Genomic DNA, 14,736 nt, shown 5'->3' with positions numbered 1-14,736 from the left:
ACCGGTGGCTCAACAAACGCTTCATTCTGAAGGACTTCTGCGCTGTCCGAAATCGATGGCGGAGAGAGTGTCAGTCAATCCAGATTGAAAGATCAGGTATTTTCGACCTTTTCAAACCAAAACCTACGATTTAAGCAAACAGCCTGAAAAGCCTACGCGCCTTCCGGACGGTGCCGTCGCGCCGAGTCGGCTCCCACCAAAAATATCGAAAACAACCCCATGCAAAGTAGCCGGCGGCCGCCGCAACCGACAGTTTGGACCAAAACTTGACACGTCGGGCAAATCAGCGGCACAATTTCATCCTCCCAGAATTCGCCAAACGACTGCGTGCGCGCAATATCGATGCGATCATGTTTCGCGTGGCTGGACCGTTGAGGACACGCCGCCGTCGCTTGCGCGAGAGTGCAGAAACCGCGAAAATCCCGGCTGTTTCAGAACTTATCAGGGGACTCCCACACAGATGCAGTTTGATGACGTTATTCTCGGTCGCCGGAGTATCCGCGGTTACAAACCCGATCCGGTACCCAAGGCGCTGATTGCGGAAATCATTGGTCTGGCGATGCGCGCGCCGTCGTCGATGAACACCCAGCCCTGGAATTTCTACGTCATATCAGGCGAACCGCTGGATCGAATCCGCGCCGGCAACACCGAGCGGATGGTGGCAGGCATCCCGCAGTCGCGCGAGTTCCGAACGGGCCAAGCCTTTGCAGGCAAGCACCGCGACCGGCAGGTCGGTGTCGCCAAGCAATTGTTCTCCGCGATGGGGATCGAGCGCGACAACAAGGACAAGCGCCAGGACTGGGTGCTGCGCGGCTTCCGCCAATTCGACGCGCCCGTCTGCGTGATCATTACCTATGACCGCGCGCTTGATGGCAGCGACGATACGCCCTTCGATTGCGGCGCCGTGGCGACCGCCCTGGTCAATGCCGCCTGGTCTCGCGGGCTGGGCGCCGTGATCAACAGCCAGGGCATCATGCAATCACCCGTGGTGCGCGAGCACGCGGGAATAGCCGATGATCAGGTCATCATGAAAAGCATCGCGCTGGGCTGGCCGGATGAAACTTTTCCGGCGAATGCGGTCGTGTCGGAGCGGAAGTCTGTTGAGGAGGCTACGGTGTTCGTCGGGTTCGAGAAGTAGCGGCGCGCGGGCGGAAGGGCTGGGGGTACAGCAGTGATCCGCGCCATGGTGCGACGTGCACTAGAGCGTTTTCCAGCGAAGTGGGTACCGGTTCGCGTCAATAAAACGCGTCAAAACAAGAAGCGAGAGCCCCGTTCCGATTTAGTCGGAGCGGCTAAGGCTCTCGTGCTGGCGGCGGCTTTTGCCGCTGCCTTGACGCCGGTCCCGTGCCTTGGCGAAAGCAGCAAGCCGTTGCCGGCCAAGGCGACACAGGAATTACCGGCCGAGCTGCTAGCGCTGCTCGAACAGAAGAAGATGCCAAAATATTCACCTATCGTTGTGCGTCTCTTCAAGGAAGAGGCGGAGCTCGAAGTCTGGAAGCAGGACACGGCCGGCCGTTTCCAATTCCTCAAGACCTATCCGATCTGCCGGTGGTCGGGCGATCTCGGGCCGAAGTTGTACGAGGGCGACCGACAGGCTCCGGAAGGGTTTTATACGATTACACCTGAGTTGATGAATCCCAACTCCAACTTCTATCTTTCGATCAACCTCGGCTACCCCAACAGCTTCGATAAGGCAAACAAGCGCAACGGCAGCTTCCTCATGATCCACGGCGACTGCTGGTCGAGCGGTTGCTATGCCATGACCGACGAACAGATCAGCGAAATCTATTCGCTGGCGCGCGACTCGCTCAGCGGCCGACCGTCGTTCCAGGTCCAGGCCTATCCGTTCCGCCTGACGCCGGCGAATCTGGCGCGGCATCGAAATAATCCCAACCTGGCCTTCTGGAAAATGCTCAAGGTCGGCAACGATCATTTCGAGACGACGGGACGCGAACCCAAGGTGGATGTGTGTAACCGCCGCTATGTATTCGATGCGCAACCGCCTGCGAATTCGCCGTCCCCTCTCGTGTTCAACCCGAACGAAAAATGTCCCCCCTTCGTCGTCAATCCGGAAATCACGCGGCGGGCGCAGGAAAAACAGCGCGCCGACGAGCGCGTGTACGCGCAATTGCTTGAAGACAATGTGCCGGCTGCCCCGATCTACAGCGGGCTTGACGGCGGAATGAACAAGGCTTTCCTCGCAAAATTTCCGGGCCGGGTGACGCTTGCGAAAGTGATGCCGTATGCATCCTACCTGCCGCAACTGCCACCGATCCCCTGGATCGACAACGACGGCTCGTTGACGAGCAAATGGTTTGGTACCTCGTTCTCCGGACCGGTTGTGTGTGATGCGGCTCGTGCCAGCTTCCCGACGGGCCGGTGCTGAACACTTGTGCGACGCCTCGCGGCCCGGAGCCGTGATCAACACCCCAGAGCATCGTGCAATCACCCGTGGTGCGCGAGCACGCGGGAATAGCCGACTATGATGTCATCATCAAAAGCATCGCGCTCGGCTGGACTTCTTATCTAAGTCCGGAGCTGTATCGTGACAGCTTCGATGCAGTGACGCAATGATGTTCCACCTAGACGGTAGCTCGTCGTCGGGGGCGTCATTCACGACAGTTTTGGCGCACTGTCACCGTAACCATTGACGTCGATTCCGCCAGACTCCACAGATGGATTTCATGAAACTCATGCCCCGTGTGACTCGCCGTCGGACGCGCCTCCAGATTGGTTGCGACCGCCAAGTAGATTTCATATTGGGGGCCATCGGGGGCAGCCAACCGGTGACGGGCCCGACATGCACATCAATTCCGTAGGCGTATTGCTGCTGGTTATATGGTGGTCCACGATACAGGATTGCGACGGAGTTATCCGCAAGCCTGCGATAGATGCCATTGTCTGTCGCGCAGCTGTACAACAGAGCCACGCCGAACTGCTGGTCATCAGCCTTTGCCACCACCGTTACGAACAGGGCACATTCATCCGGTTCACCGACCTCGACGCTCCAGCCAGCTTCACGCAACGGCCGAACCAAGTCCTTGATGCAATCCTCTGACAGGAGAGCCTTTCGCAAGAGGACGCCGTTATCCGTTGGCATTTCCGGCACGAGACGTCCATGTTTTTGGTAGCGCCGCTCCTCAATCGTCTTAAGACTCATTTGCGCATTGGCTCGGAGCAACGCTTGCTGCCAGAGCAGCTTGCTGTCCTCATCCATCTCGGGGAAGAACAATGACACGACGTGGGTCTCATCGTACCACGATTCAATCAAAGCCAACGTTGCCAACGCGACGAGCAAACGGCTGAAGTTTCCCGATTCCTGCCAGTCTGAATGAGTTCCGTGCGCGAACATGTGCCGATTGAGCCACGTCAGGCCGTCATATTCGCCCGTCTTTTGAAAGAATGATTTTTGCAGCCAGCGTCGGAACGTCTCAAACGCGAAGATACGTTCGTCCTGACCAAGCAGGTAATCTTTTGTCAAATAGTTCTGAGGTAACCACATTCCTTCATAGTGAAGTCGTGCTGCGTTTTCTATGCAACGATCAATGACGCGATCAATCTTGACACCTATGGGCAGCTCACTTTCCGAGCCGGAAACGATCCGCGTCAAACATCCTTCGATGGCTGGAATGAGCGCGGAAATGCTTGCGGCGCGATAGCCGCTGTAGAACGCGAGGTACGCCTCGCGTGCCAAGGCACACACTTCTCGCAAAGCCCGTGCACGAGGTAATATCTGCGCAATGCAGACGGCTTGAAAGGACAAGGTGTACAAAGTCGACGTATGATAATTGAAGTATTGGATAGCCTGCTCTCTCGCGCGAAGTCTTGCGTCGCCGAGAATCTTCTCCGTTTTGTCTCTTGGAATCCAGAAGGGAGAGAACCACTCCACTTTCTCCCACAGCGTGGCCTTCACGTCGGCTGCTTGCCGCCGGGCCTCCCAGTTCGGATCTCCCGTTGGCTGGATCTTCGGGAAACACGCTTTGACGTCGCCGACGGCAATCACGACGGCGGGAGTCCTTGCGAAAATCCCGACGTCGCGCTCCTCCGCGCTTGTAACGCCGAGGCCACGTTCTGTGGCCCATAGCTGAATGAGCTCGGGCGTCAGCGTGCCGAGCGACGGCGCGTTGCATGCGCGGTGCCAGACCGCCTGGAAGTGACGATCGAAATCTGACATCGTAAGGGCCTATCCCGGCTTAGATTGTCGCTCTCAAGCCGGTCAATATGAAACCTGCGAATTCAGCCATAAAGCCATGCTGGTAGGGTAAAGGCTACCGCGAAGCCCGTCGCACCGGCCACCATCCGCTCACCGTATTCTTAGAGCGGCTCGCACCTTGCAAGCAATAGCAGGAAATTAAGGAGACAAAGTAATGGTAGCTGATTCCACTGTCGCAGGTTTTCTTCAGACGGCGCGGGAAAACGAAGTCGAGGCGCTAACTCAACATAGCAACTACCTTAAATTCTTGGAGCGGGTCGACCAAGAGTTTCGAAAATTGATGGTCGCCGGAACAGACGATAATGTCGTGGCCCGTATCATGGTGCTGGCGGCGCACGCCTACTACCTATCGGCCATCCGCATAGTTCTGAGTGGTCAATCAGCCGCCGCATTCACAAACCTTCGCGCAACTATGGAATGCGCCTTGTATGGTCTGATAATGCAAGAAGAAGAGGGCGCCGATGCCGTTTGGCTGAACCGAAACATCGATCGGGAGGCATGTCGAAAAACCTTTACCGCCGCCAACGGAATCAGACTTCTGAAGCGGGATCCAAACCTGCGTGACCTAGCACAGCTGGTGTACGACGCGAGCATAGATTTTGGAGCGCACCCGAAGCCAATTGCCGTCATAAAAAATCTTGAAATCAACGACGTTGGACAAGCGTACAGCGTGTCGCTCACATCTCTCCACGCTGTAGACTCTTTCTCGGTTGAGCGAGCTCTCATAGCATGTCTCGAGACGGGGCTAGCGTGCGTATTGATTTTCTCGCAAGTCTTCCCTCAGCACCAAGATTCTCGGGAAATTCATAGCTCTGCGTCTGCGCTGCTTGCTGAATTTCATGCGAGCCTTGAGGAAGACGGATTCAGTTGGCCCCAGTAGTAAGCGCAAAGTGGAGCGCGATATGAATAAATGAGCACGGGCCTGATTGGGCTGATGAGCTAATCGTCTCCGAATGTCTTCCGTCGGGGAAATCTCGGAATGTCCATCCCAGACATGACGCACAAATTAACCAGATGCCGCATGTCGCCCTCCACTAGCTGGGTGGCTCCCTCCGCGTCGATATCGTCTAAGAACAATTCATCGTCGTAGTCGAAGTCAGCCACGTACGTGCGCGCCACCCTTCGAAGTTCTGGGACGCTATAGCCCGCCCATCCCTCGTAAGGACGGCGGGCCGATATAATCCGGTCCACGGCCGCCCGCTCGGCTTCCGTGTAAATGTAGTCTTGATCGCGGCGCAAAAGCTTTTGCAGCCAGTAACGGATATGCTCGTAATCCCGCCACCCATGCGACTCAGCCACCAACGAATCGATGCGCTGGCGAAATAGTTGAGCTTCGCGCAGTTCCTTTGAAACACGTGCCATCGCCGCCTCATTTTCATGGGGGACGCGACGCAACAGACTGTGGATAGAGCTGTAGAGAAGCGGTGAATATAGCCGATTCGTGAAACGCTACGAACTAGCGCAATATGCTATTTCTGGCGGACATCCAAAAAAGCAAGCTCTTGACTGCAATCAACGTGGGATTCTCGATTCGGTGGGACACCATGAAGAATCAATACAGTCGACGTGAATGGCGTACCTTTCGCAAAGATATGCTTAGACTCCAGGGGGACACCTGCCACCGTTGCGAGCGCGGCGAACGCCACGGAGTGGTTCTGCAAGTCCACCATAAAGTCTACATTGCTGGCCGCCTCCCTTGGCAATACCGGCCCGATGAATGCGAGGTCTTGTGTAGAGGATGTCACGCTGAAGAGCACGGCAAGATCATGCCGAAATCAGGGTGGGAACACTTCGGAGATTTTGATGATCTTGGCGGACTCGACGGGAATTGCGAGCTTTGCGGCACGGCAATTCGCTACGTCTTCCCGATCCATCATGCAAAGTGGGGCACGCTAGAGGTCGGCGAAATCTGTTGCGACCATCTAACATCAACAACATTCGCTACCGAACGCATGTCCGTAGAGCGCAAGCATTTTGAAAAGCTTAAGCGCTTCGTTTGTTCGTCACGGTGGCATACAGACAAATCCGGATCACCTCGCATTATCCAAAACCAAGTGGCGCTTTGCGTCGTACGAGACGGTGCAAAGTACCGGCTGCAGATGAACAGTATTAAGGGCAAACTTAGATTTGACTCGGTACTAGAAGCCAAGATCGAAGCGTTCGATCTAATCGATTCTAGCGCTGTAAGGGCATTTCTTCAAAAACAGAAACGCCGTGGGATGAATCATCATCGCAACGCTTTTAGGTCAAACCTTTAATTCGGCGCCGCTATCCGCGATCAAAAACAAGCACACCACTCTTGCGACCAAGACCGAAGCATGGGTCATCGGGATCATTCTCAAGCTGAATATCTTTGACGATTAGCCCCATCAGGCTCGTTAGCTGTGCCGCCCACTCGTTGCGGCTGGCAATCAGCGCGACCAGTTCATTGCTGTCGCCGGGGCCGAGCTGAAGTTCAACAGTCAAATCGAGGTCTGAGTCCTCCCGAGCGCGGCCTGTCGCACGACTGCCAATCACCCACAGGCGGATGATCTCCGGCCGGGCTTCAGCCCACTCTGCTAGCGCGTATCTCTTAGCGTCATTCAGGACGAGCGTTGTCATTGACGAATACTGATGGGAACGTCGAGCTGCGAGACGGCGACGATTAGAGCGACTATTTTTCGAAAGGCCGTGGCCAGTTCAGCGGCAAACGCATCCTCGCTTTTCACCCCATCGCTCGCCCCTTGGTAGCGCCACTGTTGAGTTTCGCTAGGCTTTACAAGTTATTGATTTAGTTGATATTTTCAACTGGCGGAGAGAGTGGGATTCGAACCCACGGTACGGTTTCCCGCACACACGCTTTCCAAGCGTGCGCCTTAAGCCACTCGGCCATCTCTCCGGAGGCCCTCTCTTGAAGGGGCAGGACTGATTTTGCAAGGGACGCCGGCGGCGCCTGCTAAAATTTCCCCAATTCATTGAATTTATTCGGTAATTTTTGTCATCTGATGTCCGATAATTGGCACCTTGCCGGGCCTTGAACCGGAATCCGGCCACGATCGACGACGATAAGTGGCAACCCTATCGGTAGAGGACGGCATGATGATCACGCGGGCGCTTCAATTCTCCATCCTGGTATCGGCGCTTGCGTTAGCCGCCGCCGGCCCGGCGATGGCGCAGTCCTGCACCCGCCAGGGGGTGGACGTGACCTGCGACGACGGCAGGCGCGGGATTTTCGCGGGAGAATCGCTCATCTGGGCGGACGGCACGCGATCGAACCTGGTCTCTCCGCATCCGAGCGTCATTATCGGCAACAAGTCGTCGGTCGTGATCGGCCCCGGCGTATTCGCCGGCAACGGCAAGGGCGGCATGGTGCCGATGGAAAATCCGAGCGCGCCGAACAAGGCGCGCTGCCCGGTGCTGGATGGCGTGTCGTATTGCTATTGAGCGCGATCGCTTAAGCCAGGCGGCACCGCCAAACCCTCATGGTGAGAAGGCGCGAAAGCCCGTAGCCCGGGTGAAGCGAAGCGAAACCCGGGACCGCCGCCGAATGTCGCAAGAATCCCGGATTACGCGGAGCCTGTCATCGGGCGCGCATTCGCGCGACCCGGTGGCTCGATCCGGGCTGCGAACTCCTCAGTATGAGGGGAAATAGCTTGCAGACTCTAGTGATACCGCGCGCCGCCATTGGTGGCGGAGCGAAGCGGCCATAGCGCGGGCTCGCTCACCACAGGCGCCAATGCTTCCCTGTCGAGCTGGCATTCGTGCAGCGCGTCGGTGAAGTCGGCGAACCATTGCTGGATCGTATGGCCGCGCAGCTTCGCCATCATCGCTTCCCAGCGCATCCGACGTTCGGTCAGCGGCATCGACAGCGCAACCGCGATGGTGCGCGCCATGCCGTCAATATCGTGCGGATTGACCAGCAACGCGGTATCGAGTTCGTTGGCGGCACCGGCGAATTTCGACAGCACGAGCACGCCGGGGTCGACCGGGTTTTGCGCGGCGACATATTCCTTGGCGACGAGATTCATCCCGTCCTGCAGCGGCGTCACCACGCCGACCTGCGCGGCGCGATAGAGGCCCGCAAGCACGGCCTGGCCGTAGCCCTTGTTGAGATAGCGGATCGGCGTCCAGTCGACTTCGCCATGTACACCGTTGACGTCGCTGACGAGCTTTGCGACCTCGCTCTGCAGGTTGCCATAGGCCTCAATCGCGCCGCGCGAGGGCGTCGCGATCTGCAGCAGCGACGCCGTGCGCGAAAGCTGCGGATGCAGCGTCCACATCCGGTCGAAAGCCTTGATGCGGTTGATCAGGCCCTTTGAATAATCCAGCCGATCGACGCCGATCGCGAGCTTCTCGCCGTTCAGGCTGCGCCGCAGCCGCGAAACGTCAGGATGGGTGGACGCCTTCGCCGCCAACTGGGCGAATTGCTGCGGATCGATGCCGATCGGAAATACCGCGGCGCGCGTTCGGCCGTAGCGTGAAATGACGACGCCGTCATGCACGACGAGCCCGAGATCGGACTGCGCGTAAGCCAGGAAGTTCTCGCAATCTTCCTCGGTCTGGAAACCGATCAGATCATAGGCCAGCATCGCCTCGATCAGTTCGCGATGATGCGGCACGCCACCGATCACCGAACGCGCCGGCCACGGCGTGTGCAGGAAGAAGCCGATCGGCTGTGTGACGCCGAGATCGCGCAACTCGGCGCCGAGCGCGAGGAAATGGTAGTCCTGAATCCAGAACGCCGAATCCGTTTTTCGGAATCGCAGCAGCGCGCGCGCCATGAAGGCGTTCACTTCGCGATAGCTGAGGTAGTCCTCCTGCGTGGCGCGAATCAGATCGGCGCGCGAATGCAGCGCCGGCCACAATGCGGAATTCGCAAAGCCTTCGTAATAGCCGCCGTAATGCGCGGCCGGCAGATCCAGCATCGCCAGCGCACCGGTACCCAGTGCTTCGATTTCGGCAAAAGGTTCCTTCAAGTTCCCGTCGCGGACGCGCCCCGAGGAACCGACCCAGATAGCGCCCGACTTCTCGACGATCGGCAACAACGCCGCGGCGAGTCCCCCCGTCATGGGTTCGTTGGGTTTTCCGCGCGAAACGCGGTTAGAAACGACGACGAGGTTCAATGGTCCCCTCCCGTTGGTACGCCCGCGGTTAACAACCGTTCATCAATATGGTTCCGGATCACCCTTTCAACGAATTGAAACCAAATTCGGGCTGCGGCGCGGAGGAACTCACCGGAACTCTCGAAAAATAAATTTTGCCGTGAACCTCGGCATCAAGCGCGAGAATCTGTGGTGGAAAGCCGTCGAGACGAAAAACATTATGGCAGCGGTGCGTCCCTTTCGTCATCAAGCAGGTGCGCAAGAAATTCTCTCACGTCGCTTGGTGCATCGAAGTGTCCGGCCACGCCTTTGGCGCGCCGGCCGACGGAAAAAGCAAGGCCATCGAGATCAGGCATGATCGCAAACACGGTCTCGTCGGTGACATCGTCGCCGATGAAGAACGGACGGCGGCCCTTGAAAGGTTCGCGTTTCATCAACTCGTGCACGCCGCTCGCCTTGGTGAATCCGGAATGCTTGATCTCGCAGACGCATTTGCCGGGTAGCACCTCGATCGGCGCGTTGGGAAGATCGGCCCTGATCAGTGACACCGCCGCATAGATCGCCTTCTCGGCGTGCGGCGCGAGGCGATAATGCAGCGCCAGCGAATAGCCCTTGTCTTCCAGCAATATTCCCGGGCTGAGCTTTGCGATCGCGGCCAGCCGGCGCTTCAATTCCTTGTCCATCGGCGGCGCGTGGGCGGCCACCGCCTCGCTATCCGGCTCGATCCGCATCTCGGCGCCATGGCCGCCGACAGCCGGGAACAGATCGGGTGCGAAAATCAAATCGATATCGTTGAGCGAGCGTCCGCTGACCAGCGCCAGCGCGCCGTTGGTTCTCACCAGCAGACGATTCAAGGTTTTCACCAGGCCCGGCGGCACCCAGACTTCGCGCGGCGTCGGCATCAGATCAAGCAGCGTGCCGTCGATGTCGAGCAGGATCGCGGTTTCGCTTAAGTGCGGCACCAGCGAGCGCGGGACCGGAACGGTTTCCGGCGCGGCGTCGTCTTCGCGAACGATATCTTCTTCCAATGGCATTTCCAACAGATCCTCATTCATCTCATCCTACTCCACAAATGCGAGCGGCGCGTGCGACAGATTCGAGCGACTTGCGCTCGGCCGCGATGGCGTATTTCCAGGCCACGATGGCGGCCACGATCATCAATGCCGACCCGAACAGGTAGCCGGCGAAGACACTGTTGCGCGATCCGGTATCGATCAGGGCGCCGAACAGCGCCGGTCCTGCCACGCCGCCAATGCCCGTTCCGATCGCGTAGAACAGCGCAATTGCCAGCGCGCGCACCTCCAGCGGAAACGTCTCGCTGACGGTGAGATAGGCCGCACTCGCCGCCGGCGAGGCAAAGAAGAAGATCACCATCCAGGCGATGGTCTGGGTTTGCGCGGTCAGAACGCCGATCGAGAACAGATAGCCCGACAGCGCGAGCAAAACGCCCGAGACGCCATAGGTTACCGTGATCATCATGCGACGGCCCAGCGTGTCGAACAGCCGGCCGAGCAGCAGCGGTCCCAGGAAATTACCTGCCGCGAAGGGCAGGATGTACCACCCGACATGGTTGGCCGGAATGCCGAAGAAATCGGTCAGCACCAGCGCGAAGGTAAAGAAGATGGCGTTGTAGAAGAACGCCTGCGACGCCATCAGCACCAAGCCCACCAGCGAACGCTGCCGGTACCTCGTGAACAATGTATGCGCCACTTCTCCCAGCGGCGTGTGGCTGCGCATCCTCAGCCTGATCTTCGGGAAGACCTCATCGGCCGGATGATCCGAATGTCTCGTAGATGCCCTCTCGATACCGTCGACGATCGCGTGCGCCTCCTCGGGGCGGCCATGGATCATCAGCCAGCGCGGGCTTTCCGGAATCCACATCCGCATCACGAAGACGATCAGGCCCAGCGCGGCGCCGATGAAATAGGCCATCCGCCAGCCGAGATCCGGCGCCAGCACGTTGGGATCGAGCAGCACGATGGCGGCGACCGCGCCGATTGCTGCCCCGATCCAGAAGCTGCCGTTGATCACGAGATCAGTCCAGCCGCGATAGCGCGCCGGCACCAGCTCCTGGATCGTCGAATTGATCGCGGTATATTCGCCGCCGATACCCGCCCCGGTCAGGAAGCGAAACAGCGCATAACTCGCCACGTTCCACGACAGCGCGGTGGCTGCGGTCGCGGCGAGATAGAGCGCGAGCGTGATGAAGAACAGTTTCTTGCGCCCGATCCGGTCGGTCAGCCAACCGAAGCCGAGCGCGCCCAGCACCGCACCCGCGAGATAGGCGCTGTTGGCGAGGCCGACATCGAAATTCGAAAACTGCAGCGTCGGGCTCTCCTTCAGCGCGCCCGACAATGCGCCCGCAAGCGTGACTTCCAGTCCGTCGAGGATCCAGGTGATGCCGAGCGCGGCCACCACGCGGGTATGAAAGCCGCCCCAGCGCAGGCAATCGAGCCGTGCAGGGATACTGGTCTCGACAATGCCGTCGTTATCCTGCTTGGCCGTTGCGGAAATGGAAGCACTCTCACCCACTGCCGCACCGTCCCGTATCGCTTTCGCAACCATCCGATTGGACCAATGAAAAACACCCCGGAACGCCCCAGCCCCAGGGTTTTCACGTCAAATTGCGGCAAACATGATGCCCGACACGAAGATAACGCCCTCGGAGGATGGGGGTTCCGCGGGCATTGGGGTGGCGAAATTGCATAGCTATCGCGATGACGCGCGCACGCGCGGTATTCCGTGCGCTATGGCCTATCCTCGCATTGCGAAAACGACAAGGGAACCGAACGATCGGGCGACCGTTTTCGGCAAAAACCGGAAATGGAGTTGACCATGGCCGAACGACGGAAGACCACACACCCACGGAAGACCGCAGTCCGAGAAAGCAGCCGCAGGACACCTGCGAAGAAATCATCACCGAAGCGCTGGTCGCAACGCGTGACAAGGGAAAGCGACGCGCTCGATCTGAAACGCGGTGTCTTCAAGCTGACCAGTGCGAAGAAGATCGCGGCGTCGCTCAAGCGATCCGCAGAGCACAGTTCGCGCCGCAAGGCTGGCGCCTATCGCTCAGCGCTGTCGATGCTGACCTTCTATATCAACCGCGCCGGCAAGACCTTGCCCAAAACGCAGCGCGCGCGACTGGAACGCGCGAAGGTCGAGCTGAAGCATCAGTTCGGGAGAGACTAGTCGCGATGTCGTCCCTGCGAAAGCAGGGGGACGGGTTGATAGGTTCTCGCCCTTACTCGCTGTCGCCCCTGCGAAGGCAGGGGGCGACAGCGATGGATACCCTCACGCCGCCCTGATATTCGCCATGAAGCGGTCGAGCTCTTCGCGCAAACGCGTGCTTTCGCTCGACAGCGTGCGCGCCGAATTGAGCACTTCCTCGGAAGCCGAGCCGGTTTCGGTCGCGCCGCGATTGACGTGCATGACGTTGGCGGCGGCCTCCGTCGTGCCTTGCGCGACGTTCTGGACGCTGCGCGCGATCTCCTGCGTTGCCGAGCTTTGCTGCTCGACGGCGCTCGCGATCGTCGCGGCGATGTCCGAGATTTTTCCGATGGTGCCGCCGATCTCCTTGATGGCGGCGACCGATTCCTGCGTCGCGCCCTGCATACCCGAGATGTGATTGGAAATCTCGTCGGTCGCTTTCGCGGTCTGGCTGGCGAGCGATTTGACTTCGGACGCCACCACGGCAAAGCCGCGGCCGGCATCGCCCGCGCGGGCGGCCTCGATGGTGGCGTTCAGCGCCAGCAGGTTGGTCTGCTCGGCGATCGCCGTGATCAGCTTGACGACGTCGCCGATCTCCTGCGCGGCGCGCGACAGCTTGCCGATCCGGCCGTCGGTCTGTTCGGCCTGACGGACGGCTGCTTCCGCGATCTGGCTGCTTTCCTTGACGCGGCGCCCGATCTCGTCGACGGACGCCGACAATTCCTCGGTTGCTGATGCCACCGACTGCATGTTGCTGGAGGCTTCTTCCGAGGCGCCGGCAACCTGGCTCGACAGGCTCTGGGTGGTTTCAGCCGTCCGCGTCAACGTGCCTGCGGCGGCTTCAAGCTGCACGGCCGACGACGATACGTTGGCGACGATGGCGCCGACCGCCCTCTCAAATTCGTCGGCGAAGCGAATCAGTTCGGCGCGGCGCGCCTCGCTCGCCGCCTTGTTCTGGGCTTCCTGGGTGGCGGCGTCGCGCTCGGCGCGGGCGATGGCCTGCACCTTGAACTCCTCGACCGCACTCGCCATCTCGCCGAGCTCGTCCTTGCGGCCGAGGCCGGGCAGAACAACTTCGAAATTGCCGGCAGCGAGTTCGCGCATCGCACTGCACATCGCCGTCATCGGCCGGGATATGCCCTTGCCGAGCAGCAGCGCCAGCAAACCGCCGAGCACGAAACCGCCGGCGGCCAGCATCAGGATCAGCCGCTCGGTCTCGCCGATGGTCGCGTCCGACTCGGCTTCGAGCCGCTTCTGGTCGGCCAGCAGATCGGACTTCATCGCCGCCGAGCCCTTGTTGATGGCTGCGGCCGACTCCGTCATTTCCAGGGTCAGTTCGTCGATCTCCTTGGCATTATCGACCAGCTTGGCGAGCGACTTCTGGTATTCCTCCAGGAGAACCGAGATCTCCTGAACCCCCTCGCGAATCTTGTCATTGTTCGCCGGGATCGCCTTTAGCGAGTTGCCGAGAAATTTCAGGCGCGCGAGCGCGCTGGATGCGACCGTTTTGTCCGAGTTGATGACGAACGTGTTGGCTAATCCGACCACGGCCTGAAATTCATCGGCCACTTTTTTCGCGCTGAAGGTGACCGCCTGAAGCTCGGATTCATCGGCATTGCTGGGGAGATCGTCGAGCTTGTAATAAAGCGACTGGCCGCTGCGCGTCAGCTGGTTTTGCGCGATCCGGGCGCTCTCGTCCTTGACCTTGAGGATATCGGCGAAAATCTTGGTGAAGGCGCGGAATTCGCGCTCCAGTTTTGCGACCTGTTCGAGCCGGCCCGGGCTGATGGTGCCCTTCATCGAGGCGATGATCGCTTCCTTCAGGTTGGCTTCGGCCGCTAGCGCCGCCTTGCCGTCCTCTTCCTTTCCGGTGACCACGAAATAGCGGGCGAGCGAGCGATAGGAGATCAGTTCGCGATCGATGTCGCGCGACAGATCCGCCTCCTGCACGCTGCGCCGGTAGGAATCCACGCCGGCCGAAACATGTTCGAATCCGAGATAGGCAAAACCCATGCTGGCGGCCGAAATTACCAGCACGACGGCAAAGCCGAGCATGATCTTGGCGCGGAACCGCAGGGTTCGGAGCTTGAAGGACGAGCCGCCACGTTTCAAAAATCGCACGTCACACCCCGTTTTCGTTCTGAAAAACAGGCATCGGGAGGCTCCCGCCCCCCAATCCAGTGCGCAAAGATAAGGCAGAATGGATAAGGCTGCGTAAATCCGGGCAAGTTGGCA

General features: G+C 59.3%; 12 protein-coding genes, 1 tRNA gene and 2 pseudogenes. 7 read left to right on the top strand and 8 right to left on the bottom strand.

Annotated features, from left to right (window positions below; all coding sequences use genetic code 11):
- The first annotated feature begins 460 nt into the window (after positions 1-460).
- The 3 genes and pseudogenes from V1294_RS05225 to V1294_RS05215 all read left to right on the top strand — a co-directional run.
- A complete protein-coding gene (locus V1294_RS05225) occupies positions 461-1,138 on the top strand; it encodes a nitroreductase (protein ID WP_334495581.1) in 678 nt (225 codons plus the stop codon).
- Positions 1,139-1,171: 33 nt separating this feature from the next.
- The gene (locus tag V1294_RS05220) at positions 1,172-2,386 is read left to right on the top strand and encodes a murein L,D-transpeptidase family protein (protein WP_334495579.1); all 1,215 of its coding nucleotides are present in this window, start codon (positions 1,172-1,174) and stop codon (positions 2,384-2,386) included.
- A gap of 25 nt (positions 2,387-2,411) precedes the next feature.
- Positions 2,412-2,517 (top strand): annotated as a pseudogene (locus V1294_RS05215) (nitroreductase); the annotation flags it as partial.
- 118 nt (positions 2,518-2,635) lie between these two features.
- On the opposite strand, the gene V1294_RS05210 reads toward V1294_RS05215, so the two are convergent.
- The gene (locus V1294_RS05210; RefSeq protein ID WP_334495576.1) at positions 2,636-4,174 is read right to left on the bottom strand and encodes a hypothetical protein; all 1,539 of its coding nucleotides are present in this window, start codon (positions 4,172-4,174) and stop codon (positions 2,636-2,638) included.
- Between the two features lie 193 nt (positions 4,175-4,367).
- Here V1294_RS05210 and V1294_RS05205 point away from each other — a divergent pair, with 193 nt between their 5' ends.
- Entirely contained in the window at positions 4,368-5,093 is a 726-nt protein-coding gene (locus tag V1294_RS05205) for a hypothetical protein (protein WP_334495574.1), read from the top strand.
- A gap of 59 nt (positions 5,094-5,152) precedes the next feature.
- Here the strand turns inward: V1294_RS05205 and V1294_RS05200 are convergent, their stop codons facing one another.
- A complete protein-coding gene (locus V1294_RS05200) occupies positions 5,153-5,575 on the bottom strand; it encodes a hypothetical protein (RefSeq protein ID WP_334495572.1) in 423 nt (140 codons plus the stop codon).
- Positions 5,576-5,757: 182 nt separating this feature from the next.
- Between V1294_RS05200 and V1294_RS05195 the strand changes: the two genes are divergently transcribed.
- The gene (locus V1294_RS05195; protein ID WP_334495571.1) at positions 5,758-6,471 is read left to right on the top strand and encodes a hypothetical protein; all 714 of its coding nucleotides are present in this window, start codon (positions 5,758-5,760) and stop codon (positions 6,469-6,471) included.
- A 10-nt stretch (positions 6,472-6,481) separates the two neighbouring features.
- Here the strand turns inward: V1294_RS05195 and V1294_RS05190 are convergent, their stop codons facing one another.
- Both V1294_RS05190 and V1294_RS05185 read right to left on the bottom strand, forming a co-directional pair.
- Entirely contained in the window at positions 6,482-6,814 is a 333-nt protein-coding gene (locus V1294_RS05190) for a nucleotidyltransferase family protein (RefSeq protein ID WP_334495569.1), read from the bottom strand.
- A gap of 187 nt (positions 6,815-7,001) precedes the next feature.
- A tRNA-Ser gene (locus V1294_RS05185) sits at positions 7,002-7,091 on the bottom strand.
- A 200-nt stretch (positions 7,092-7,291) separates the two neighbouring features.
- Between V1294_RS05185 and V1294_RS05180 the strand changes: the two genes are divergently transcribed.
- The gene (locus tag V1294_RS05180) at positions 7,292-7,636 is read left to right on the top strand and encodes a hypothetical protein (protein WP_442895424.1); all 345 of its coding nucleotides are present in this window, start codon (positions 7,292-7,294) and stop codon (positions 7,634-7,636) included.
- A 218-nt stretch (positions 7,637-7,854) separates the two neighbouring features.
- Here the strand turns inward: V1294_RS05180 and V1294_RS05175 are convergent, their stop codons facing one another.
- The 3 genes and pseudogenes from V1294_RS05175 to V1294_RS05165 all read right to left on the bottom strand — a co-directional run bounded on the left by V1294_RS05175 (position 7,855) and on the right by V1294_RS05165 (position 11,859).
- Positions 7,855-9,315, bottom strand: a complete 1,461-nt coding sequence (locus V1294_RS05175) for a trehalose-6-phosphate synthase (RefSeq protein WP_334495565.1) — start codon at positions 9,313-9,315, stop codon at positions 7,855-7,857.
- Between the two features lie 197 nt (positions 9,316-9,512).
- The gene (gene otsB / locus V1294_RS05170) at positions 9,513-10,349 is read right to left on the bottom strand and encodes a trehalose-phosphatase (RefSeq protein WP_334488374.1); all 837 of its coding nucleotides are present in this window, start codon (positions 10,347-10,349) and stop codon (positions 9,513-9,515) included.
- 6 nt (positions 10,350-10,355) lie between these two features.
- A pseudogene (locus V1294_RS05165) lies at positions 10,356-11,859 on the bottom strand (MFS transporter).
- A 270-nt stretch (positions 11,860-12,129) separates the two neighbouring features.
- Between V1294_RS05165 and V1294_RS05160 the strand changes: the two are divergent.
- Positions 12,130-12,483, top strand: coding sequence for a DUF3175 domain-containing protein (locus tag V1294_RS05160; protein ID WP_334488370.1), 354 nt, complete (start codon positions 12,130-12,132; stop codon positions 12,481-12,483).
- 102 nt (positions 12,484-12,585) lie between these two features.
- Here V1294_RS05160 and V1294_RS05155 read toward each other — a convergent pair whose 3' ends face one another.
- Positions 12,586-14,556 carry a methyl-accepting chemotaxis protein gene (locus V1294_RS05155; RefSeq protein ID WP_334504496.1) on the bottom strand — a complete coding sequence of 657 codons (1,971 nt, stop codon included), beginning with the start codon at positions 14,554-14,556 and terminating at the stop codon, positions 12,586-12,588.
- Positions 14,557-14,736 lie beyond the last annotated feature (180 nt).

The sequence above is a fragment of the Bradyrhizobium sp. AZCC 1678 genome (genome assembly GCF_036924765.1).
Taxonomy (GTDB): Bacteria; Pseudomonadota; Alphaproteobacteria; order Rhizobiales; family Xanthobacteraceae; genus Bradyrhizobium; species Bradyrhizobium algeriense.
The sequence above is the reverse complement of the archived record's forward strand: the minus strand, read 5'-3'. Positions and strand labels throughout refer to the sequence as shown.

Excerpts from the sequence above, each read along its gene's own strand:
- V1294_RS05190 (WP_334495569.1), bottom strand. The coding sequence starts at position 6,814 with ATGACAACGCTCGTCCTGAATGACGCTAAGAGATACGCGCTAGCAGAG.
- V1294_RS05200 (WP_334495572.1), bottom strand. The coding sequence starts at position 5,575 with ATGGCACGTGTTTCAAAGGAACTGCGCGAAGCTCAACTATTTCGCCAG.
- V1294_RS05160 (WP_334488370.1), top strand. The coding sequence starts at position 12,130 with ATGGCCGAACGACGGAAGACCACACACCCACGGAAGACCGCAGTCCGA.
- V1294_RS05205 (WP_334495574.1), top strand. The coding sequence starts at position 4,368 with ATGGTAGCTGATTCCACTGTCGCAGGTTTTCTTCAGACGGCGCGGGAA.
- V1294_RS05210 (WP_334495576.1), bottom strand. The coding sequence starts at position 4,174 with ATGTCAGATTTCGATCGTCACTTCCAGGCGGTCTGGCACCGCGCATGC.
- V1294_RS05195 (WP_334495571.1), top strand. The coding sequence starts at position 5,758 with ATGAAGAATCAATACAGTCGACGTGAATGGCGTACCTTTCGCAAAGAT.
- V1294_RS05225 (WP_334495581.1), top strand. The coding sequence starts at position 461 with ATGCAGTTTGATGACGTTATTCTCGGTCGCCGGAGTATCCGCGGTTAC.
- V1294_RS05180 (WP_442895424.1), top strand. The coding sequence starts at position 7,292 with ATGATCACGCGGGCGCTTCAATTCTCCATCCTGGTATCGGCGCTTGCG.
- otsB (WP_334488374.1), bottom strand. The coding sequence starts at position 10,349 with ATGAATGAGGATCTGTTGGAAATGCCATTGGAAGAAGATATCGTTCGC.
- V1294_RS05155 (WP_334504496.1), bottom strand. The coding sequence starts at position 14,556 with ATGCTCGGCTTTGCCGTCGTGCTGGTAATTTCGGCCGCCAGCATGGGT.